This window comes from Kosakonia sp. MUSA4, from assembly GCF_013085925.1.
Taxonomy (GTDB): Bacteria; Pseudomonadota; Gammaproteobacteria; order Enterobacterales; family Enterobacteriaceae; genus Kosakonia; species Kosakonia sacchari_B.
The window spans coordinates 2,461,766-2,482,839 of the sequence record NZ_CP025697.1 but is presented as its reverse complement, the minus strand read 5'-3'; the positions used below and the strand labels follow the sequence as shown (position 1 = coordinate 2,482,839).

Sequence of the window (21,074 nt, the reverse complement as noted above, 5' to 3'; positions counted from 1 at the left end):
CCTATGTTCGCCATCCATGACGCATTTAGCAAAGAACGAATTCAGTAAAGCATATTCAGACGCTGCCGAAGGAATTATTGCCAGCTCTGTACACCTTGCCACAGCAACTGTGCGCTCAGCAGGATCATAGTCAGGCGGAACAGAATGCGAAACAGCCGCTCCGGCACATTATCCAGCACCCGCGTTCCCAGCCAGGTGCCAAGCGCGCCGCTGATAATCATCGCCGCCAGCACGGGTAGCCAGTTGGCCCACGCAAACCCCATCAACCCGAACGCCAGAATTTTCAACCCGTGTTGCAACACCATACAGGTGGCATGCGTGGCGATCAGCGGCTGGCGTTTCAACCCTTGCGAGCTGATAAGCCCGGCCACCATCGGCCCGGTCGCGCCAACGATCATCGTACCCAGGCTGCTGATCCCGCCGCCGATAATGAAAAACGGACGACTGAGCGGTTTTTGTTCGCCGCGTTTGCGTAACACCGACCAGAGAATAAACAGCCCCAGCGCAATGCGCGCAACGCTGTCCGGGATCACCGCAGCCACCGGCGCGCCAACGGCAATGCCGACGGCGCAACCGAGCAGAAACCACAGCACCAGCGGCCAGACAACATACATGCGCTGGATCAGCGTCCGGCTCAGATTCGAACCGAGTTGCACCAAACCATGCACCGGCATCAGGCTGCTGACCGGCATGCCCAGCCCCATGATCGCCAGCAGGGCCGTACCGCCACCCAATCCCATTGCCGCGGTCAGTGCCGAGGTGAGGAAACTGCAAAATACCATCACTGCCGCAAACAGCGGTGTGATCTCAGGTGGAATTAACGTCAGACCCATTTTGCGTCCCGTTAGCGAAAATCATCGTGCAGCAGGCGTTGATAGAGCGCCTGCGCTGCTTCTTTCGGCAGCACGCGGCTGGCGCAGTCAAGAAACTTTTGTTCAATCAAATTATCCGGTAGCGGAATGGCCGGGCTGGAGCCCCGCGCTCCGGCGATGCGCCGTGTAAACTCACGACCGTCGATGGTAGTGAGCGTCACAAACGCGCTGTGGGTGATCTCTTCATCATGACGCTCCAGCGTCACTTTGCGCATTAACGTTTGCGTGGCCGGATCGGCGAACAGCGCATCATCAATAAAATCATCCAGCGTCAGCGAACCGGTGACAAACGCCCGCGCCACGCAGTAGTGCAGGCTGAACTTTCCGGCCAGCGGATTGACCGGCTCAGGAATATTAATATGCGGAAAACGAATCGGGTGAACCTGCACGGCGATCCGCTCAACCTCGTGCGGTTGCAGGCCGGTCTCTTCGCGCAATGCCAGCACACCATCCAGCGGTGACAAAATAGCGTAGCAGCAGGGGAAGTATTTGTAATTATTGCTTTTCACCGTATCGAGAATAAAGGGCGGTTCATTCCAGCTTTCGGTCAGCGGCAGCGAATCCACATTCTCCACACCGTTGTAGACATGGAAATACCCCTGGTGTTGTTCAAACGCGCGCTGCCCGGCGGTAAAACCGCTTTGTGCCAGTTTGCAGGCCATTACTGCGCTGCGTGCCGCCTGGCCCACCGCCAGCGCTTTGGTTTCACTGCCGAAATTGGATTTGATACCACTGGCCAGCGATGCGGTAATCGACAGTGCGGTGGCCGTCTGTTCTTCATTCAGTGCAAGGAGCACCGCACAGGCGGCAACGCCCGCAAACACACCGACCGTGGTCGTCGGGTGCCAGCCGTGACGATACTGGAAAGGGCTGACCGCCTTACCCATACGTACCGCCGTTTCATAGCCTGTAATATAGGCGCGCAGCACCGCATCACCATTCAGATCCTGTTCATCCGCCAGCGCCAGCAGCGCAGGCAAAACCGCCACGGAAATATGGCCGTGCAGCCAGGAATTGGAATCATCAAAATCGAGCAGGTGAGAAGAGACGCCGTTCAGCAGCGCGGCATCCAGCGCGTTCAGTTTCAGATCAGTTCCGAATACGCGGCTGTGGCCGCTGGCGGCGCTCGGGATAATCACGCTGCGCAATTTCACAGCGCCTTCCTGAACGCCACCGGCCAGCGTCACGCCGAGCGTGTCGATAATCGCGGTGCGGGCCTGGGCGTACGCCGCCTGCGGGAAAGCCTGCCGGGAGAACGCCAGCAAATTACCGGCAAGTTGTCGGGCAATGGTCATGATAATGTCCTGTACCAAAAATGAATCAGTGATCGCCAGCCAGCAGTCCGGCGATCAGCGCCAGAGAACCCGGGCGCTCAAAATGGGCGGCAGCGTCATACAGGGCAGCGCTACGTTCTGCGCCGAGGACGGGGATGGTGAGGGCGTCAAACTTGGCGCGTAACTCTTCATCGCTCAGCGGATTTTGCGCATGCCCGCGATAAACATCAGTATGTGCGTGGATAACCGAACCGTCGTCCAGCCAGACATCAATAAATGCCGAGCTGGCGGATTGCCCGTCCACCGCCTCAACTTCCAGCAGCGGCAGCAGGGCGCGCGGGCGGGGATCTTCAACCGTGGTTTGGGTGAAATCGGTGTCGGTCAGCGCATAACCACTCAGGGCGAGTGTGATGCAGTGTGGAATACTAAATTTACTTTCCAGCGGCGTGCGGGGATTCATGATCCCGGCATTCACCATCCCCATCGGGTGAACTTTCGCCGCGATACGGGTGATTTTCCGTCCCTGTAATTGCGGATAAATTTTGCGCGCCGTTTCGATGGAGGCGTGCGTGCCGCGACAACTGGCGTACAGCTTGTAGCCGTTGGTCAGCAGTTCCCAGCTTTCGCCGAAATCGAGAGGGGGAATCTCGGCGCTGCCATCCTGGATAAAGATTTTTACCCAGCCGTCCGCTTCATAAAAATGGTGTGCGCCGACAAAATCCTCAGCCGCCAGTTGCGCCGCAAGAATGCCATCCATTGCCGCTTTACCGGCGTGGAAGGGTTTGCCGTGCGTGCCGGACGATTTCTGCAAACCGCCCATCATGGTGGCTGCCGCGCCGAGCGCGTTGCGCACCTGTTCTTGTGAAAGCTGCAAAATTACCGCAGCAACGGCCGCGGCACCGGCGCGTCCAACCACGGAAGTGGGATGAAAACCCCGGCGTTGCAGATTACGTCCGACGCCCGGCACCCAACCGCCGCCGAGTTTCGCCATCACTTCAAAGCCGGCGATAAATGCCAGCAGCACCTGCTCTTCATCCAGCGGATACGCCTGCGCCATCGCCAGTGCGGTAGACCAGCAAGGGCCGCCCGGATGACCTGCGCCAGCAGGGTGGGTATCGTCGTAATCGGCGGCATGCGCCATGGTGGCGTTAATCAGTGCGGCAAGCGCGGGGGTGGTCGTACCGGAAAGGAAAATGCGCGATTCACCGGAAGCATTCCACGTTTTCGCTACCTTGCGAACCGCATTAACCGCGTCATCATTGACGGCGCCGAGCGCGACGCCAAGAAAATCGATCAGTGCGCGTTTAGCTTCATGCCGCACGGCTGGCGGCACGGTGAGTTGATTAGCATGGCTGATAAAATGGCTTAGCTGTTCTCCGCGGGTTAGTTCACCATCTGCATTATTTGTCATTGTGAAACAAGATTTCCCTGGTGTTGGCTTACAAATAAAAATGTCAAAAATTCGTTTTGTCTTATATTGAATTCATTTGTATACAATGAATATAAAATAAACATAGCAGCCATTCTGCAAACGTCAAAAGATAATTTTTATATAAGCTCAGAACAAAAAAAGCAAAAGCGTTACCTTTCCTGTGGCAAGATGCTACGGCAGGGTGCACAGCCTTAATTAAGGCCAATAAAGAACAGTTAAACGGAGCTAAAAACGTGAAATCGACGGGTCGCGACGCAGGCTTGACGCCTTTTGAAATATTGCTTTCCGCTATTGAAGCAGGTGAACTGCAACCCGGAGAACGTTTGCAGGAAACGCGTCTGGCGGAACAGTTTGGCCTGAGCCGCACGCCCATCCGTGAAGCGCTGCACCGGCTGGAAACGCTGGGCCTTGCCGAACCCGGTCCGCAACGCGGGCTGATCATTGCGCATATCAGCTATGAACGTCTTCGCCAGTTGTTTGATGTGCGCGAAGGGCTGGAACGTCTGGCAATGGATCTGGCGGTTGCCGCCGCGTCGGACGCAGAGATTGCGCTGTTGCAGGAGATGATCAACAAAGAAGCGACGCTGACCGACAGCAAAGCGCTGCACGATCATAACCGGATGTTCCACCGCCAGATTTACCGCGCCACACACAATCCCTATCTGAACGAAATGCTGGATAATTTGCGCATCCATTTGTCGCTGTTGCGCAGCACCACCTACGAGCTAAAAGAGCGGGCCGAAGAGGCGAAGCGCGAGCATCAGGCGATTGTTGATGCGCTGGCGCGTCGGGACCGCCTTGCCGCACAGGAAGCGGCTTGTCAACACATTCGTAACGGTTATCGTGCCCGACTCACCATTTTAAGCCAGCGAGAACGCTAACAGAATGCCCCTTAATCAACGAACTGAACGCTTGCAATCTTGCTAAGATCGCGAGATTGCATCATCTAATCGGGTTTTTTCCAGGCATTTTGAGGGTAACTTCTTGTGTTAGCGACTTTGATTTACCGTAGCCGCCTGAATTGCACATTAGATCCCTCTCAGCTGACGTCACTTGTCGAGCGAGCAAATCTGCGCAATTCTCAGTTGCAGGTCACGGGGATTTTACTGTTCGATGGCGATCATTTCTTACAGGTTCTTGAAGGGCCGCTGGCCGCAGTAAATGTGGTCTATGAGCACATAAACCGGGATACCCGCCACAACAATGTGGTTGAATTATTGCGTGATTATGCGCCGCGCCGCCGGTTTGTCGATCGCGGCATGATGCTGTTTGATCTCTGCGCGATGACAGCGCCCGCCGTGCTGCGCGCGATTCTGCGTTTCGGCACGCTGAAGTATCAATTGGCGAGCAACGATCGGGTTTACAAATTTATCCGCAATTTTATCGCCTCGCCGAAAAGCAATGGCGGGGTACGCAATACCGGGCCGGAGCAGTGGTCTTTCACCATTAAAAAACCACCGTTCAACAACGCCAGCGCGCCGATTACTGAAGGCCAGCCGTGCCAGTTCGCTTTTCAGCCGATCATTGAACCGCTGCGCGGCAATATCTCTTCGCTGGAAGCGCTGATCCGCGGGCCGAACGGCGGCAGTCCGCAGGAGTATTTCGCCACCATTGCGCCCAACAAGCTGCATGAAGCGGATCTCGCTTCCAAGGGCTGGGCGCTGGCGATGGCCAGGCGCCTGGGCATTGGCAACCACAAAGTGGCCATCAATTTGTTACCGATGTCGCTGGTGAAAATTCCCGGCGCGGTGGACATTCTGCTCAACCACATCACCCGCAATCATCTCAATCCAGGACAAATCATCGTGGAAGTGACGGAAGATGAGGTGATTTCCGGCTACGAAGAGTTCACCTGGGCCATTCGCCAGCTTCGCGCCGCCGGAATTGGCCTGGCGATTGATGATTTTGGTTCCGGTTTCGCCGGGCTGTCGCTGCTGGCAAAATTCCAGCCCGACAAACTCAAAATCGACCGCACCATTGTCACCGACATTCATCTGCACGGCCCGAAGCAGGCGATTGTGAAAGCGATTCTCGATTGCTGCGCCGAACTGCAAATCACCGTGGTGGCTGAAGGCGTCGAAAAAATCGAGGAGTGGTGCTGGCTGGAAGCGGTGGGCGTTCAACGCTTCCAGGGATTCCTGTTTGCCCGCCCGGTACTCAATGGCGTTTCCCCCATCAACTGGCCCCAACGCATCTCGCCGTCGCTGACGAGCCGCAAAAAAGTCTGAGTTATTTGGTTTATAAATCATCGTGCTTCTATGATTAATTGCATATCGGAAGACGTGATGAAGGGGAGACGATGAATTTCAGGAAACGGGTTGCACGTGGGCTGGCGCTCAACTCTTCCCTCGGTCGTAGTATTACATTCTGTATGGTTGCGCTGCTGGTGGCGGGTATCGCAACCAGCACATGGACACTGACCCGCTCATGGCAAAAGGAAGTGGCGGATGCCGAACGCGACGCCATTAACTTATCGGTTTCGCAGGCGCGCCAGGCGGAAGACACGTTTCTGCAGGCAGAAATGGCTCTGCGAGATATCAGGCGCAATCTGCCCGCCACGGGCATCAACGACATCAATAACCATCAGTTCAATAACTATCTGTCCGAACTCCAGCAGCACCTTCCGCAACTACATGGATTCATGGTGTACGATCCGCTGGGCAATATGATCGCCACGTCGTTTGGCAAAATTTCGCCACTGTCCAACAACAGTGACCGCGAATACTTTCTCTATCACCGGCGTAACGCCCACGGCAGTATTCATATCGGGCATGTGATCCGCAGCCGTTCGACCGGCGATCTGGTGATCCCGGTTTCTTTACGTATCAGTGACAGCGCGGGCGGTTTTGCCGGCGTGCTGTTGGCAACGGTGAAACTCGACTATTTCCGCCATTTTTACAGCTATTTTGAGTTGCAAAACCGCGATCTGCTGGCGCTGTTAAATACCGACGGCAACACCCTGTATGTGCGCCCGTTTGCGGATGATGTGATTAACCGTAACCTCTCTGCCAGCCCGCTGTTTACCCAGGAACTGGAGAAAAAAGATCGCGGCAACGGCACCTGGGTTTCCGCGCTGGATCATGTTGAGCGCATTTACGGGTTTGCGCGGCTGGAACGCTATCCGCTGGTGGTGGCCGCAGGGTATGACAAACCGGCGCTGTGGGCTACCTGGCTGAAAGAGAGCCTGCCGGATCTGGTGCTGAATGCCATGCTGCTGCTGGGCACGCTGCTGATGGGGGCGATTATTTTCCGCCAGGTGCGCATGAACGTTCGCAACCAGAACGAACTTGCCGAACTGCGTGATGAGCTGACCAGTATCAACCACACCCTGCAACTGATGGCGCTGGCAGACGGGCTTACCGGTCTGGCTAACCGTCGGCAGTTTGATCTCTTTTTAGCAAAAAGCCTGAAAGCCTCCGCGCTGAAGCAAAAACCGGTCTCGCTTATCATGATCGATATCGATTATTTCAAGCGCTATAACGACTATTACGGCCATGTCGCAGGCGATGACTGTCTGCGGACGGTAGGTGAAATTCTGCAAAAACTGCGGCTCAACACGCACGATTTGATTGCCCGCTACGGCGGAGAAGAATTCGCCATTATTCTGCCGGATACCGGCCCGGAAGCGGCGCTTTTCGTCGCGCGCCAGGCGGTTAACATCGTACGCGGCGCCCAAATACCGCATGAGCAAACCGGTGGCGCGCAGGGCACGCTGACCATCAGCGCCGGGTGTTACAGCATTATCGCCGAACTCAACGCCGACGAAGCGCAGCGGCTGAAAGAGGGCGCGGATAAGGCGCTCTATCAGGCGAAAGTGCAGGGACGTAACCGCGCGATAGCGGCCAACGAAGCGCTGTTGCAGCAGCCCTGAAAATTTACCGGCTTCCAGCGCACGCCTGCGGAACAATGCCTGACAGTTTGCAGGATCGGGTCGATTGCGTTCAGGCCTGCAGATCTTTGATCAGATAGTGGCGCTGCATTCCTTTGTGCGGGAAATCCGCCAGCGTCATCTGCTCTGCAAACCCCAGTTTTTGGTAGAAGGGCAACGCCTGAAAGCTGAAGGTATCGACCAGCGCGTGGCGACAGCCGATCGCCACCGCTTCCTGCATTGCCCGCAGCATCAACTCGCGCCCCAGCCCGTTACCGCGCTGCGACTCATGCACCCAAAGATAGTGGATATTCAGCCATTCCCCCTCCTTGCGGGCGATCACGCCTCCCAGCATTATCCCGCTGTCGTCGCGGAAATAGACCGCCAGATGCGCCCACTCGCTGGGATTAACAAACTGCTGGTTGTAACGCCGTAAACCGGCAAATAGCTCGCTCTGGTCCTGCTCAGTCACTTCGTGCTTAACGATAAGATTCATCCGTTTCTTCCTTATTCCCACGTTTGCTCAGCGGATAACCGCCAGAGCCGCTGCTGGCATCGTCTACCTTTAAAGACGGTTATCCACGCACAAGGAGAACATTTCAGTGACCATGAAAACAAGCCTTTTATTGCGTCGATGGTGAAGGGCGATCGGGGCGCGGTGCAAGTATTGAGCGGTACAGCCAGCCAGTTGTTCCACAAAAAATCGTAAAAAAAACCGGGCGCTGAGGCCCGGTTTCGTCTTTCCCTTACGCGTTACAGTTTGCTCAGAAACGCCAGCAGGTCTTCATTCAGTTGATCCTGATGGGTAACGGCAAAACCGTGCGGGCCGTTTTCGTACACTTTCAGTTCCGCGCCTTTAATCAGTTGCGCCGACAGTTTACCGGTGGCTTCGAACGGTACGATCTGATCGTTGCTGCCGTGGATCACCAGCGTCGGGACATCCACTTTCGCCACATCCGGGCGGAAGTCGGTTTCGGAGAAGGCGGTAACGCAATCCAGCGTACCTTTCAGCGACGCCAGCAGGGCGATATTCAGTGTTTGCGTCAGTACGCCGTCAGAGACTTTCTGCCCGGCATTCAGGCCGTAGAACGGGGTAGCAAAATCACTGATAAACTGCGCGCGATCTTTGAGCAGGCCTTCTTTAATGCCATCAAATACGCTCTTATCGACGCCTTCCGGGTGATCGGCGGTTTTACCGAAAATCGGCGTGACTGCGCCCAGCAGTACCAGCCCGGCTACGCGAGAGGTGCCGTAGCGGCCGATGTAACGCGTCACATCGCCGCCGCCCATCGAGAAGCCCACCAGCGTCACGCCCTGCAAATCCAGCGCGGTGATCAGATCGTTAATGTCGGAGGCAAAGGTATCGTAGTCGTAACCGTTCCACGGTTGATCGGAACGACCAAAACCGCGACGGTCAAAGGCGATAACGCGATAACCACGCTCAGCGAGGAAATTAAGCTGGCTATCCCACATATCACCATCCAGCGGCCAGCCGTGGCTGAAGAGAACCGGCTTACCCGCACCCCAGTCTTTGTAATAAATCTGAGTACCATCCTGCGTTTTGATTGTGCTCATCTGCTTACCTCATTGTTAAGTAGTGGGTTAACACCGTTTATCGCCCGGCGGGGGCAACCAGATGCCGGACAACCGGCGGCTCGTCGCCCTGATGAAAAGCCAGCACGCGCTCACGGATACGTTGATCGTTTACCGTGTGCCGCTCGTGCTGACGTAAATGTTCGATCCACGATCCCATCACCCAGGTTTCGACAAACACACCTGGCTGTACTGCATCTTCATACACCGCCCAGCCCATCGCGCCTGTACGGCGTCTGACGCGGCGCATATCCTGCATCGCAAGGGTGAATTCATGGGCGTCCTGCGGATCAATGCGGTATTCACAACTCACCATCACCGGCCCGCGCTCGTGGGGGATGGTGATATTCGCCGTGCCGCCTGCCGGATCGAGAATATCGAGATCCAGCGCAGCGTCTTTTTCCAGCCGCCAGCGTAAGACCGTCGTCGCACCCAGCACCATGCCAACGGTTGCCGCACACAGCGACCACGCCACGCCGAATTCCGACGCCAGTTTCCCCCAGATCGCGCTGCCGACGGTCATCGAACCAAAGAACACCGTCAGATAAACCGCCAGCGCACGCGCTTTCACCCAGCGGGCGGCGCTGCGCTGTGCGCCGACATTCAGCGTCGAGAGCACGGCAATCCAGGAAAAGCCGGTGAAAAACTCAAAGGCATTAAGCAGCCAGACATGACGAATAAACGCCAGTGCCAGCATGGTGACGGCAAACAGCAGGCTCGCCGCCACCATCATCCGATCGGCATTCAGCCGTTTGCGCAATTTCGGCAGTACTACCGCGCCGCAAATCGCCCCGACGCCAATACAGGCCAGCATAATGCCGTAACCGCCCGGGCCGAGGCCCAGCTCGCGACGCGCCACCAGTGGCAGCATTGCCCAACCGGCGCTGCCAAACAGAAAGAACGCCACGGTGCGCGCCAGCACATTTTGCAGCACCGGCGCGGCATGAACGTAGCGCAGGCCGCCGCGAATGGCCGTGAAAAAGTGCTCCGGCGGCAGGCGCTGCACCGTGGCTTGCGGTTTCCAGCGCTGCAACACCAGCGCCACGCCGACCACCGACAGGGCATTAAGCAGGAACACCATCCACGGACCGGCAAACGACAGGATCAACCCGCCGAGCGCCGGGCCAATTGCGCGGCTGATATTGATGCCCAGCGAGTTGAGGGCAATCGCCGGGCTCAGCTCCTGTTTTTCGACCAGATCCGGCACAATCGCCTGAAAGGCGGGCGAGCTGAGCGCCGCGCCGGTACTGAGTAAAAAGTTCGCCGCCAGCAACACTTCCGGCGTGACGTTGCCGGTAAAAGAGAGCAGGGCAAGCCCGGCAGCGGCACAGAACGACCACACCTGCGAGAAGAGCAGGATCTTGCGTCGCTCGATGATATCGGCCAGCACGCCTGCGGGCAGGACAAACAGAAACATCGGCAGGCTGCTGGCGGCCTGCACCAACGCCACCGCCAGCGGATCGGCGCTCAGCGAGAGCATCGTCCAGTTCACACCGATATCGCTCATCCATGAGCCGATGTTGGAGACCACGGTCGCAATCCATAGCATGCGGAAAACGCGCTGATGCAACGGTTGCCACGCAGAGGCGGAAGGTTGAAAAGGTGACACTGTCACCGCTGCTTCCAGTTCGTTTTGTTGGGTCATGCAATTGCTCCTTTTGCAGTCCGTCGGATTCGCCAGCTTCCAGGGCCGGTCAGCAAAAGCGTAGTAAAGATGATCAACAGCAGCCAGCCGAATTGCCCTTCGGCAATGGACCAGTCAGGATGCACCGCCAGCATCGCCACCAGTAGCACCACGATGATTGGCACGCAGGCCAGTCGCGTCGCCACGCCCGCAATAATAAACAGCGGGCAAATCACCTCGGCGAAAATCGCTGGCAGCAGGCTCATATAAGGCCCGAGACCAAACGGATCTTCGATACGCGTCAGCTCTTCACTGAAATGGAACACCTTCGGCAGCCCGTGCACATACAGCAGTAACAGGCTGCCCGTCAGGCGCAGGAAGAACAGCCCCGCATCAATACGGGGCGCAAAGTCAGTTGACGTTTTCATGATGTCAGAACGCAAAGCAGCTACAGCCGAGCGCGCCCCAGAACGCGTTCTCATCCGATACCGGCATGGCGTTGCCACGGGCGATATCGTGCTGATGAACGTGAACTCCGCACGGGCCGGAACAGTGATGAACACCTGCAGCCTGGCCCACACGGGCCACCTGCGGCGGTGCGCTACGATAATGACCCGGTACTTTGACCACCGGCGACCACTCCGGCACTACCGGAATAGCCGGCGGCGCCAGCGGGCCAAACTGACCGGCGGCGTAGACGATATCGCCGCCCACTACCGTCAGTACCGACTCAATCCCTTTGATCTCCTCTTCCGGCACGCGGAAGTAGTCCTTGCTCAGAATGGCGAGATCCGCCAGTTGACCGGCTTTGATCTGGCCTTTTTTCCCCTGTTCGCTGGAGAACCAGGCGCTGCCCTGCGTCCACAGCAGCAGGGCGGTATCGCGATCGAGGCGCGCGCTGTGATCGTACATCTGCATGCCGCCGACAGTACGGCCGGAAACCAGCCAATAGAGCGCCGTCCACGGGTTGTAGCTCGCCACGCGGGTGGCGTCGGTGCCCAGACCAACCGGCAGGCCGTTTTCCAGCATTTTTGCCACCGGCGGCGTCTGTTTAGTGGCCTGCTGGCCGTAGCGCTCCGCGAAATATTCGCCCTGGAACGCCATGCGGTGCTGTACGGCGATACCGCCGCCGAGCGCTTTTACGCGTTCGATATTGGCTTCGGTAATGGTCTCTGCGTGATCAAAGAACCAGTGCAGGCCGTTGAATGGGATCTCGCGGTTCACTTTTTCGAACACATCGAGCATGCGGCTAATGGATTCGTTATAAGTGGCGTGCAGGCGGAACGGCCAGCGGTGCTCAACCAGGTGGCGCACCACGCGCTCCAGCTCCTCTTCCATTCCCGGTGCCAGATCCGGGCGCGGTTCGAGGAAGTCTTCAAAATCCGCCGCCGAGAAGACCAGCATTTCGCCCGCGCCATTATGACGGAAGAAATCGCTGCCCTGGCCCGGCGTCAGCATGTCGGTCCATTTCTCAAAATCTTCCAGTTCATGGCCGGGACGCTGCGTAAACAGGTTATAGGCGATGCGGATCGTCATCTGCTTTTTCTCATGCAGTTCGGCGATCACCGCGTAATCTTCCGGGTAGTTCTGGAAACCGCCGCCCGCATCGATGGCGCTGGTCAGCCCCAGACGGTTCAGCTCGCGCATAAACTGGCGAGTGGAGTTAACCTGCTGCTCCAGCGGCAGTTTCGGCCCTTTCGCCAGCGTGGCGTAGAGGATCATCGCATTCGGGCGGGCAATCAGCATGCCGGTCGGATTACCGTTACTGTCGCGCTGGATCTCGCCGCCCGGCGGGTTCGGCGTGTCGCGGGTATAACCCACCACCTTCAGCGCGGCGCGGTTGAGCAGGGCGCGATCGTAGAGATGCAGAATAAAGACCGGGGTATCCGGCGCGGCTTCGTTGATTTCATCCAGCGTCGGCATCCGGCGCTCCGCAAACTGGAACTCCGTCCAGCCGCCGACCACGCGCACCCACTGCGGCGACGGCGTGCGCAATGCCTGTTCTTTCAGCATGCGCAACGCATCGGCCAGCGACGGAACGCCTTCCCAGCGCAGTTCGAGGTTGTAGTTAAGCCCGCCGCGAATCAGGTGCAGGTGCGAGTCGTTCAATCCCGGGATCGCCGTATGGCCGTGTAAATCGACAACCTGTGTGCGTTCGCCGCGGTACGCCATCACCTCGGCTTCACTGCCCACTTTAACGAATTTTCCGTCACGGATGGCGACCGCGTCGGCGAGCGGGTTTTCCCGATCAACAGTGTGGAACTGGCCATTGCGCAATATCAGTTCTGCATGTGCGAGCAAATCCATACTTCCTCCAGTCTGGCGGCCCGGTTGAGCCGATAAGCATCTGGAATGAATTATGTAAAGCGCGGCGGAAAAAAGACCAGTTGTACCAAAGTATAGGTATACGAAAGGATAGTTATACCATCAGATAATAGTCGGGCCGGGGGAGCGCAGCCTACCATGCAGCCACCGATAGCGAAGCCCTGTCGTTTGCTGTCTGAACGTAGCTCCAGCTCCTTTAACCTAATGGGTGTAAATATGACAACCTCAAAGCTTGAAGTCCTGACCCCGGCTAACTGTCAGTTAATCTTTATCGATCATCAGCCCCAGATGGCCTTTGGCGTACAGTCCATTGACCGCCAGGTGCTGAAAAACAACACCGTTGCGCTGGCAAAAGCCGCCAAAGTGTTCAACATCCCGACCATCATCACCACCGTTGAAACCGAGAGTTTTTCCGGCAATACCTACCCGGAACTGCTGGATGTCTTCCCGGAGAAGGACATTCTGGAACGTACTTCTATGAACTCCTGGGACGATCAGAAAGTGCGTGACGCGCTGGCGGCCAACGGCAAACGCAAAGTGGTGGTCTCCGGCCTGTGGACCGAAGTGTGCAACAACTCCTTCTCCCTGTGCGCGATGCTGGAAGGCGATTATGAAATCTATATGGTGGCGGACGCCTCCGGCGGCACCTCAAAAGAAGCGCACGACTACGCAATGCAGCGCATGATCCAGGCGGGCGTGATCCCGGTAACCTGGCAGCAGGTGATGCTGGAGTGGCAGCGCGACTGGGCGCACCGTGAAACCTACGACGCGGTGATGGCGATTGTCAAAGAGCACTCCGGCGCCTACGGCATGGGCGTGGATTATGCCTATACCATGGTGCATAAAGCGCCGTCCCGCGCCAAAGCGGGCCACCGCACGCTGGCGCCGGTTCCGGCACGCTAAGCAGCAAGCTGGCCGGTATATGCCGGTCAGCCTTTCCCTTTTCGGCAGGAGTTTGCCATGAGTATCGGACTGATTTCCTTTGCCGCAGGCGTGCTGATTGGCGTGATGTATGCGCTGCTGAAGGTACGTTCTCCCGCGCCGCCGGCGATTGCGCTGGTCGGGCTGCTCGGCATGCTGCTGGGCGAAGGCGTGATCGCCACGCTAATGACCCACACAACGGCGGGATAAGACTATGAAAACCTGGATCGTTTCTCTCCTGGTCGGTCTTTTGGCTGGCGTTATTTATGCTTTACTGGGCGTTCACTCACCCGCGCCGCCGGTCGTTGCGTTACTCGGATTGTTCGGCATGCTGGTAGGGGAGCAACTCGTACCGGTAACCCGCCGTCTGCTGGCCCGACAGCCGCTAACTATGGCGTGGTTCCGCCATGAGTGTGTACCGAAAATTAGCGGTGCGCCGCAGCCTGAACCTCCAGACTCGCCGCCGCGCCAGGATACCTGAGGCCAGAGGAGATCGCATGACGCAACCCCGGCGTATTGCCATTGTTGATGATGAACCTTCCGTCCGTAGCGGACTGAGTAATTTGCTGCAATCGGAGGGTTACGCCACGATAGCATTTCCCTCGGCGGAAGCGTTTCTCAACGACGGCCCGGCGCAGCCTGCGATTGCGCTGGTGATTGCGGATCTCAAACTGAAAGGCATGAGCGGCGCAATGCTGTTTGAGCGGTTGCAGCTTAGCCCGGCACCGCCGCCGGTAATCTTTATCTCCGGCCACGACGACGAAACCTGGCAACGGTACGCGGGCAAACCCGGTGCCGTTGCTTTTTTGCGCAAACCCATCGATATCGATATCCTCCTTGAATATGTTCAGCGCGTGTTGACCAACAGCGAGGATAATCCATGAGCGACGCGTCACCTCTTCCGTTGTGGCCAAAAACCGGGGAACACAGCGCAGGACAGCCTTTTACTGTGCAGGATGACGCCATCTATACGCCGCTGGCGCAGGAAGGATGCATTGCCTGGATGAATGCCCATTACCCGTGGGCCAGTGACGCCTTTATCCTTGCCACCGCCGTCAGCGACGAAGCCGAACCGCGCGCCAGCCAGTTGCTGAAAAATGAGCTGGCGCTGCGCGCGCAACTGGAGAGTAGCTGGGCAGTCACGCCTGTCGCCAGCGCGCAATATCATGGTCGTTTCGCGCTGGTTTATCCGACATTTGCTTTTGAGACGCTCACCCGGATGATCGCTCTGCCAATGGCCTGCATCGCCAGTTGGCTGGAGCTGGCCTTACGCATCTGCGCGCCGCTGCGCCAGATGCATCGCCGCAATCTCATTCACGGCGATATCAAGCCGGGAAACATTTTTCTTAGCGGCGAGCGCTGCCGTCTCGGTGGATTTGGCCTTGCGACCAGCAGCAGTGAAGTGCAGGCGCAAAACTGGCTGCCGCTTTCCGGCGGCACGCTGGCGTATATGTCACCGGAACACACCACCCGCACCCATCATGCCGTTGACAGCCGCAGCGATCTCTACAGCCTGGGCATTGTTCTGTATGAACTGCTGACCGGCGTGCTGCCGTTTGATCTGTCCGAAGGCGGGCAGGCAGAGTGGACGCTGCATCATATTGCCTCTGAACCTGCCGCGCCGCATAGCCTGCGGGAAGGTTTACCGCCGATGCTGTCGACCATCCTGCTAAAGCTGCTGGCCAAATCGCCGGAGAAACGCTACCAGACCATCGATGGCCTGATCGCCGATCTGCGCCGCTGCCAGGCCACGCTGACGCCGGAGCAGGGCATTCCGGCATTTGCGCCCGGTTTACAGGATCGCTCTGCGGCGCTGCACTTTGCCAATACGTTGTACCGCGCACATCCGCAGGCGGGCGAGCTGGTTGCTGCGCTGGCAGAGGTCAACCACAGCGGCAAACAGATGCTGGTCACCCTCAGCGGCCCGTCCGGGATGGGTAAATCTTCGCTGATGGCCTCAGCGTTGAAACTGTTTCTGCAACGCCCGACGCTGATTGCGCTCGGCAAAGTGGAGCAGTACAGCGCGGTGCTGCCGCTTGGCGCGCTAACGGCAGCGTTTCGCTCGCTGGCGCTGCATTTGCTGGGGCTGCCCGCCGAAGAGGTGGCGCGCTGGAAATCGCGGCTCTCCGTCGCGCTGGCCGGGTATGAAGGGCTGGCGGTCAGCCTCGCGCCGGAACTGGGGCTGCTGCTGGAGAGTAAACCTGCGCCTTTCGTTGACAGCGTCACGCTGGATGCCCGCGCGCGTTTTAATCATATGGTGTTGCGCCTGGTGAGTGTGTTTGCCACGCCCGGCTGCCCACTGGTGATATTGATTGACAATCTGCACTGGATCGATGACGCCAGCCTGCAACTGCTGGAGTATCTGTTGCAGCAGAGCCACGCCTTGCCGCTACTGATGGTGGTATCGCACCGCGATCTGCCGTCGCTCGGGGATGAGACGTTTGCCGCCACGCTCGCACGCCTGCGCAGCGCCGCCAGGCGAACAACGGCGTGCGAACCGCAACCGCTCTCCGCCAAAGCCGTGGCGCGTTGGCTGGCGATCGTTTTTCAGACCCGTCCGGCATCGACCGTCGATCTGGCAAAACTGATCCATGAAAAAACCGGCGGTAATCCGCTGTTTGCCCATGAATTTTTTAAACGCATCGTCGAAGACGGACTGGTGAGTCATAGCAGCTATCAGGGGCGCTGGCACTACGATCTGGCCGCGATCCGCGCCCGTTACTACAGCGAAAACGTCATTAGCCTGGTGCTGCAACAACTGGAACAGATGCCGGAGGAGACCCGTACGCTGCTCGCTCATCTGGCCTGCCTTGGCAGCGCAGGCGGGGTGTTACTGGCAAGTCGCATACTGGAGAGGGCGCCTGGCGAGATACGTTTGCACCTGCATCCGGCGGTGTCCGTGCAGTTAATTACCCTCAATGCCGACGAATACGCCTTTACCCATGAGCGTATTCAGCAGGCGGCAAGCGCCTTGCTGCCTTCGTCCGCGTGCTGTCAGTTACATCTGCGGGCCGCCAGCCTGCTGGCCGATGAAGTGCGACAAACCCCAGGTAACGAGATCCTGTTTCGCACCATCCACCATGTCACGGCGGCGATCGACAGTATCCAGACTGCGCCACAGCGGCAGAAGTTCAGCGAACTTTGCGCCCTTGCCGCCCGGCAGGCCAAACGCAGCGGGGATTACGCTTCCGCGCTGGGCTATTTACAGACCGCGCGCACGCTCAGCGCCGACAGCGGCGATCTCTTCGCGCTCGATTTACAGCGGGCAGAGTGCGAACTTCTGCTGGGCCATCTCGCTACCGCGCGCACGTTGTGCGAAACGCTGCTGGCCTCGCCGGGCGGGCTGGTGGAAAAAGCCCATACCGCCAGCGTACTGGCAGAAGTGCATATCCGCCGCTCCAGCTATCCACAGGCGCTCGACACCACGCTGGGCTGGCTCTCCGTGTTCGGTATTCACCTAAGCCGACAGCCGGACGATGCCGAGTGCGACGACGCCTGGCAGGAGATTTCATCCCTTATCGGAACGCGCCCCGTCAGCGCGTTTATGGCATTGCCGCGCATGAACCACCGCCAAACGGATGTGTTGATGAACCTGCTGGGAAGCGCCAGTCTGTACGCCAGTTTTATCTGTCCGCGCCTGCATTTCCTGCTGCTCTGCCGGATACTGCAACTGACGCTGGAGCGGGGGCTGACGGGCGCATCCACCGTCGCGCTGGCGTGGTTTGGCGTCATGATCGGCGAGCGTTATGGCGAGTATGAGCAGGGCTTTCGCTACGGCACGCTGGCGCAGGATCTGGTCACGCGCCACGGCTTTCATGATTACGCCGCCAAAACCCTGGTGGCGCTGGGGCGCAGCAGCGTCTGGATCCAGCCGTTGTCGTATACCGTCCAGTGCGCCAAAAACTGTTTCACCGCTGCGGTTGCACATGGCGATCTCACCATTGCCTGTTTCGCTTCCTTTCGTGAGATCACCAACAGCCTGGTCTGCGGTGACCCGCTTGATGTGGTACTGAGTCATATAGAACGAGGGCTGGCGTTCCTACACGAGACGCGTTTTTCGGATATGGACACCATTCTTCTGTTACAACGTCACTTTGTTGAATACCTGCAAACACCCCAGCCGGTGTTTAGCGGTAAAGCGGTACTACCAGAATCACTGTTACCGGCAACGCCGCCGTCGCCCATGCTGTTCTGGTTCTGGCTTTATCGCGGAATGGCGCACTTTTTTGCCGGTGAATATGCGCAGGCGGAAAGCAGCCTGCTGGAAGCGGGGCGCTTCGCCTGGGCCGCGCCCGGACACGTCAACCTGCTCGATTACCATCTCTACAGCGCGCTGTCGCTGTCGATGCAACTGACACCGGACACCTTTTCCGCCGCGCACCGCCAGCGGCTTAATCAGCACTACAACCCGATCGCGCGCTGGGCACGGCTCAATCCATCGACCTTCAGCGACAAAGAGGCGCTGCTGTACGCCGAGATCGTGCGGCTCGACGGGATGAACAGTATCGCCATTGGTCAGTATGAGAAAGCCATCAAGCTGTCGCGCGAAGCGGGCTTTAACCCGAGCAACGCGCTGGCGCATGAACTGGCCGGGCAGTTTGCCCGCACCTGCGGTTATCCAACCATTGCCGATGCCTGGTTTCGCGGGGCGATAGCCGCCTGGGGCCGCGTTGGCGCGCACGGCAAAGTGCGCCAGCTCGAACAGACGCACCCGCACCTTGTCGCGAAAGCGGCCAGCACGCCGTATGACACCATTGCGTTTGCGCAAAATGATGAAATTCGCGATCTGCAAAGCATCATCAAAGCCTCGCGCGCGCTCTCCGAAGAGATCAATCTTGAGCGGCTGATTCAGATCCTGATGACCATGCTGCTGGAGCGGGCAGGCGCACAGCGCGGCCTGTTAATCCGCGTGCTGGATGACACGATCCCATTGATTGAAGCCAACGCGCACACCAGCAACGAAGGGGTGCGCGTACAGGTGCTGAACGAAACGCCGCTGGCGACAGATTTACCACTGTCGGTGCTGGCGGCGGTGATCCGTACCGGGCAGGAGATCCGCACCGGCAGGCCGGAAGAGTACAGTCCGTTCAGCCAGGATCCCTATCTGTTGACCTCCGGTGCGGCCGTAATGTGCGTGCCGATGTTTAAACAGGCGCGGCTGGTGGGAGCGCTCTATCTGGAGAATCGCCTGATGCCGGACGTGTTTACCGCCGGGCACTCCCGCGTGGTGAACCTGCTTGGCGCGCATGCGGCGGTTTCGCTGGAAACGGCGCGTCTGTACGCCGAACTGCTGGAGGAGAATATTCAGCGCCGCCGGGTGGAAAAAGAGCTGCGCGCCAGCCAGACCTCGCTGATGCTCGGCGAGCAGATCAGCCACACCGGAACCTGGCGCTGGGAGCTGGAGCAGGATCTGATGCACATGTCGGATGAGTATGCGCGCATCCTGGGGCTACCGGAGAAACGCAAGCTGATCTCGATGGCCGAGTTTCTCACCTATGTGCATCCTGACGACCATGCGCACATCAGCGCGCTGGTGACCCGCAGCGTCGCGCAGGGGTTAACCATGCAGGCGGAGTTCCGTATTATCCGCGCCGACGGCGAGGTGCGTTATATTCTCGGTATTGGCGATCCGGTGGCGGCCAGCGGTGAAACGGTGCATGAATATTTTGGCACCATCACCGATATCACCGCCCAACGGCAAAATGAAGATGCGGTACGCGTGGCGCAGGCCGAACTGGCGCGCGTTTCGCGGGCAACCACCGTCGGGCAACTGACTTCGTCGATTGCCCATGAGATTAACCAGCCGCTGATGTCGATTGTCTCCAATGCGGGTGCCAGCCTGCGCTGGCTCAACCGCAATCCGTTACCGATTGAAAACGTTCGTACCGGGCTGGAGGAAATTATTAGCGAAGGGCAGCGCGCAGGCGAGGTGATCCGCAGCCTGCAATCCCTGACGCGCCGCCAGCCGCCGGTGTTTGAACGCCTCGATCTGCACGCGCTGCTGCACCATATTCTGACCCTGTCGCGCAGCGAACTGGAGCGGCGGCATATTGCTGTCGATTACCGGTTGCAGGCCGCTAACAGCCTGTTTTGCGGCGACAGCGTGCAGATCCAGCAGGTGCTGCTGAACCTGGTGATGAATGCCATTGAAGCGATGGCCGAGGTGGATTCGCGCCCGCGGGTGCTGACGCTCAACACGCAGAACCCGCAGCCGGGTGAACTGCTGTGTGCGATTGCCGATACCGGCAGCGGAATGGATGCCGACGTACAGGCTCGGCTGTTTGAATCGTTCTATACCACCAAAGCGCAGGGAATGGGGATGGGGCTGACCATCAGTCACACCATTATTGAACGGCATCAGGGAAAACTGACGGCGCAGGCAAGAACGCCATTTGGCAGTCTGTTCTCCTTTACCGTGCCCGCCAGCGATTAACGGCTGCGCGATTTGGCGATTTGCAGGCTTCCGGCGGCATGTACCAGATCCGCCAGCGAGCGGGCCTGCATTTTGTCCATCACCCGGCGGCGATGCACTTTGACGGTGATTTCACTGACGCCCAGCTCGGCGGCGATCTGCTTATTCAGCAAGCCGCTGATCGCCAGTTCAAACACTTCCTGTTCGCGCGGCGTTAAAGAGAGGTGGCGCTGTTTGAGAGCGAAGTTCGCCTGCTGCTGCTCAAACTCCTGCTCGGCGCCTTTCAGGGCATCCACCACCGCAGCCAGCAAACGCTCCGGCTCCACCGGTTTGGTCAGAAACTCACGCGCACCGGCTTTCATTGCCTGAACGGTTAGCGGAATGGTGCCAAACCCCGTGAGAAAGATAATTGGCAGCTCGCGTCCACGATCTTTTAACGCGCTGGCAACATCAAAACCATTCACCACCGGCATGTTTAAATCGAGGATCAAACAGGCCGGAACGCCGACAAGGGGATGAGAGAGAAATGACTCCGCGGACGCGAAGTCGATGGCGCGGTAACCTTCGGATGCCAACAGCCGGACAATTGATTTTCTGACGGCATTATCATCATCGACAACATAAACGACAGGTTCCATCATCTTTCGGCCTCACAGGGGCGACGAGCCTGAAAATGCACGTCTTTCACTTTGCAGGTTGATACTGATAACATAATTTTTAACCGGATGAAATGACGAGAATTTCCTTACAAAT

At 58.2% G+C, this 21,074-nt stretch carries 17 protein-coding genes; 8 read left to right on the top strand and 9 right to left on the bottom strand.

Translation table 11 applies throughout. The annotated features are described in order from the left end of the window. Positions 1-74 precede the first annotated feature (74 nt). The 3 genes from C0557_RS11765 to C0557_RS11755 are packed head-to-tail and all read right to left on the bottom strand — an operon-like array spanning position 75 to position 3,557. Positions 75-833 carry a sulfite exporter TauE/SafE family protein gene (locus tag C0557_RS11765; RefSeq protein WP_208658570.1) on the bottom strand — a complete coding sequence of 253 codons (759 nt, stop codon included), beginning with the start codon at positions 831-833 and terminating at the stop codon, positions 75-77. Between the two features lie 11 nt (positions 834-844). Next, on the bottom strand, positions 845-2,167 hold the full coding sequence (locus C0557_RS11760) for an MmgE/PrpD family protein (protein ID WP_208658569.1): 1,323 nt from the start codon (positions 2,165-2,167) through the stop codon (positions 845-847). A gap of 25 nt (positions 2,168-2,192) precedes the next feature. After that, positions 2,193-3,557: an MmgE/PrpD family protein gene (locus C0557_RS11755; protein ID WP_208658568.1), complete on the bottom strand. Its 1,365-nt coding sequence runs from the start codon at positions 3,555-3,557 to the stop codon at positions 2,193-2,195. Positions 3,558-3,811: 254 nt separating this feature from the next. On the opposite strand from C0557_RS11755, the gene C0557_RS11750 reads away from it, so the two are divergent. From C0557_RS11750 to C0557_RS11740, 3 genes are all read left to right on the top strand, one after another. Continuing rightward, positions 3,812-4,459, top strand: a complete 648-nt coding sequence (locus C0557_RS11750) for a GntR family transcriptional regulator (RefSeq protein WP_208658567.1) — start codon at positions 3,812-3,814, stop codon at positions 4,457-4,459. 105 nt (positions 4,460-4,564) lie between these two features. After that, a complete protein-coding gene (locus C0557_RS11745) occupies positions 4,565-5,806 on the top strand; it encodes a diguanylate phosphodiesterase (RefSeq protein ID WP_208658566.1) in 1,242 nt (413 codons plus the stop codon). A gap of 71 nt (positions 5,807-5,877) precedes the next feature. Next, a complete protein-coding gene (locus tag C0557_RS11740) occupies positions 5,878-7,449 on the top strand; it encodes a GGDEF domain-containing protein (protein WP_074776422.1) in 1,572 nt (523 codons plus the stop codon). Between the two features lie 70 nt (positions 7,450-7,519). Here C0557_RS11740 and C0557_RS11735 read toward each other — a convergent pair whose 3' ends face one another. The 5 genes from C0557_RS11735 to C0557_RS11715 form a co-directional block, all read right to left on the bottom strand. Beyond that, positions 7,520-7,942, bottom strand: a complete 423-nt coding sequence (locus C0557_RS11735) for a GNAT family N-acetyltransferase (protein ID WP_208658565.1) — start codon at positions 7,940-7,942, stop codon at positions 7,520-7,522. A 257-nt stretch (positions 7,943-8,199) separates the two neighbouring features. After that, positions 8,200-9,021, bottom strand: coding sequence for an alpha/beta fold hydrolase (locus C0557_RS11730; protein ID WP_074776419.1), 822 nt, complete (start codon positions 9,019-9,021; stop codon positions 8,200-8,202). 37 nt (positions 9,022-9,058) lie between these two features. Continuing rightward, positions 9,059-10,684, bottom strand: a complete 1,626-nt coding sequence (locus C0557_RS11725) for an MFS transporter (RefSeq protein ID WP_208658564.1) — start codon at positions 10,682-10,684, stop codon at positions 9,059-9,061. Beyond that, on the bottom strand, positions 10,681-11,091 hold the full coding sequence (locus tag C0557_RS11720) for a DoxX family protein (protein ID WP_208658563.1): 411 nt from the start codon (positions 11,089-11,091) through the stop codon (positions 10,681-10,683). The genes C0557_RS11725 and C0557_RS11720 overlap by 4 nt, the downstream gene beginning before the upstream one ends. Before the next feature lie 4 nt (positions 11,092-11,095). Continuing rightward, on the bottom strand, positions 11,096-12,970 hold the full coding sequence (locus C0557_RS11715) for an amidohydrolase (RefSeq protein WP_208658562.1): 1,875 nt from the start codon (positions 12,968-12,970) through the stop codon (positions 11,096-11,098). Between the two features lie 234 nt (positions 12,971-13,204). Between C0557_RS11715 and C0557_RS11710 the strand changes: the two genes are divergently transcribed. Genes C0557_RS11710 through C0557_RS11690 form a run of 5 tightly spaced genes read left to right on the top strand, consistent with a single transcriptional unit; the run spans position 13,205 to position 20,342 of the window. Next, positions 13,205-13,891 carry a hydrolase gene (locus C0557_RS11710; RefSeq protein WP_074776416.1) on the top strand — a complete coding sequence of 229 codons (687 nt, stop codon included), beginning with the start codon at positions 13,205-13,207 and terminating at the stop codon, positions 13,889-13,891. Positions 13,892-13,948: 57 nt separating this feature from the next. Continuing rightward, positions 13,949-14,119, top strand: a complete 171-nt coding sequence (locus C0557_RS11705; protein WP_074776415.1) for a DUF1427 family protein — start codon at positions 13,949-13,951, stop codon at positions 14,117-14,119. 4 nt (positions 14,120-14,123) lie between these two features. Next, positions 14,124-14,390 (top strand): XapX domain-containing protein, encoded by a 267-nt coding sequence (locus C0557_RS11700; protein ID WP_074776414.1) that lies wholly within the window; start codon positions 14,124-14,126, stop codon positions 14,388-14,390. A 16-nt stretch (positions 14,391-14,406) separates the two neighbouring features. Continuing rightward, positions 14,407-14,793: a response regulator transcription factor gene (locus C0557_RS11695; protein ID WP_074776413.1), complete on the top strand. Its 387-nt coding sequence runs from the start codon at positions 14,407-14,409 to the stop codon at positions 14,791-14,793. After that, positions 14,790-20,342, top strand: a complete 5,553-nt coding sequence (locus C0557_RS11690; protein ID WP_208658561.1) for an AAA family ATPase — start codon at positions 14,790-14,792, stop codon at positions 20,340-20,342. Before C0557_RS11695 ends, C0557_RS11690 begins: the two co-directional genes overlap by 4 nt. Here the strand turns inward: C0557_RS11690 and C0557_RS11685 are convergent. After that, positions 20,339-20,959, bottom strand: a complete 621-nt coding sequence (locus tag C0557_RS11685) for a response regulator transcription factor (RefSeq protein WP_007375046.1) — start codon at positions 20,957-20,959, stop codon at positions 20,339-20,341. The genes C0557_RS11690 and C0557_RS11685 overlap by 4 nt on opposite strands. Positions 20,960-21,074 lie beyond the last annotated feature (115 nt).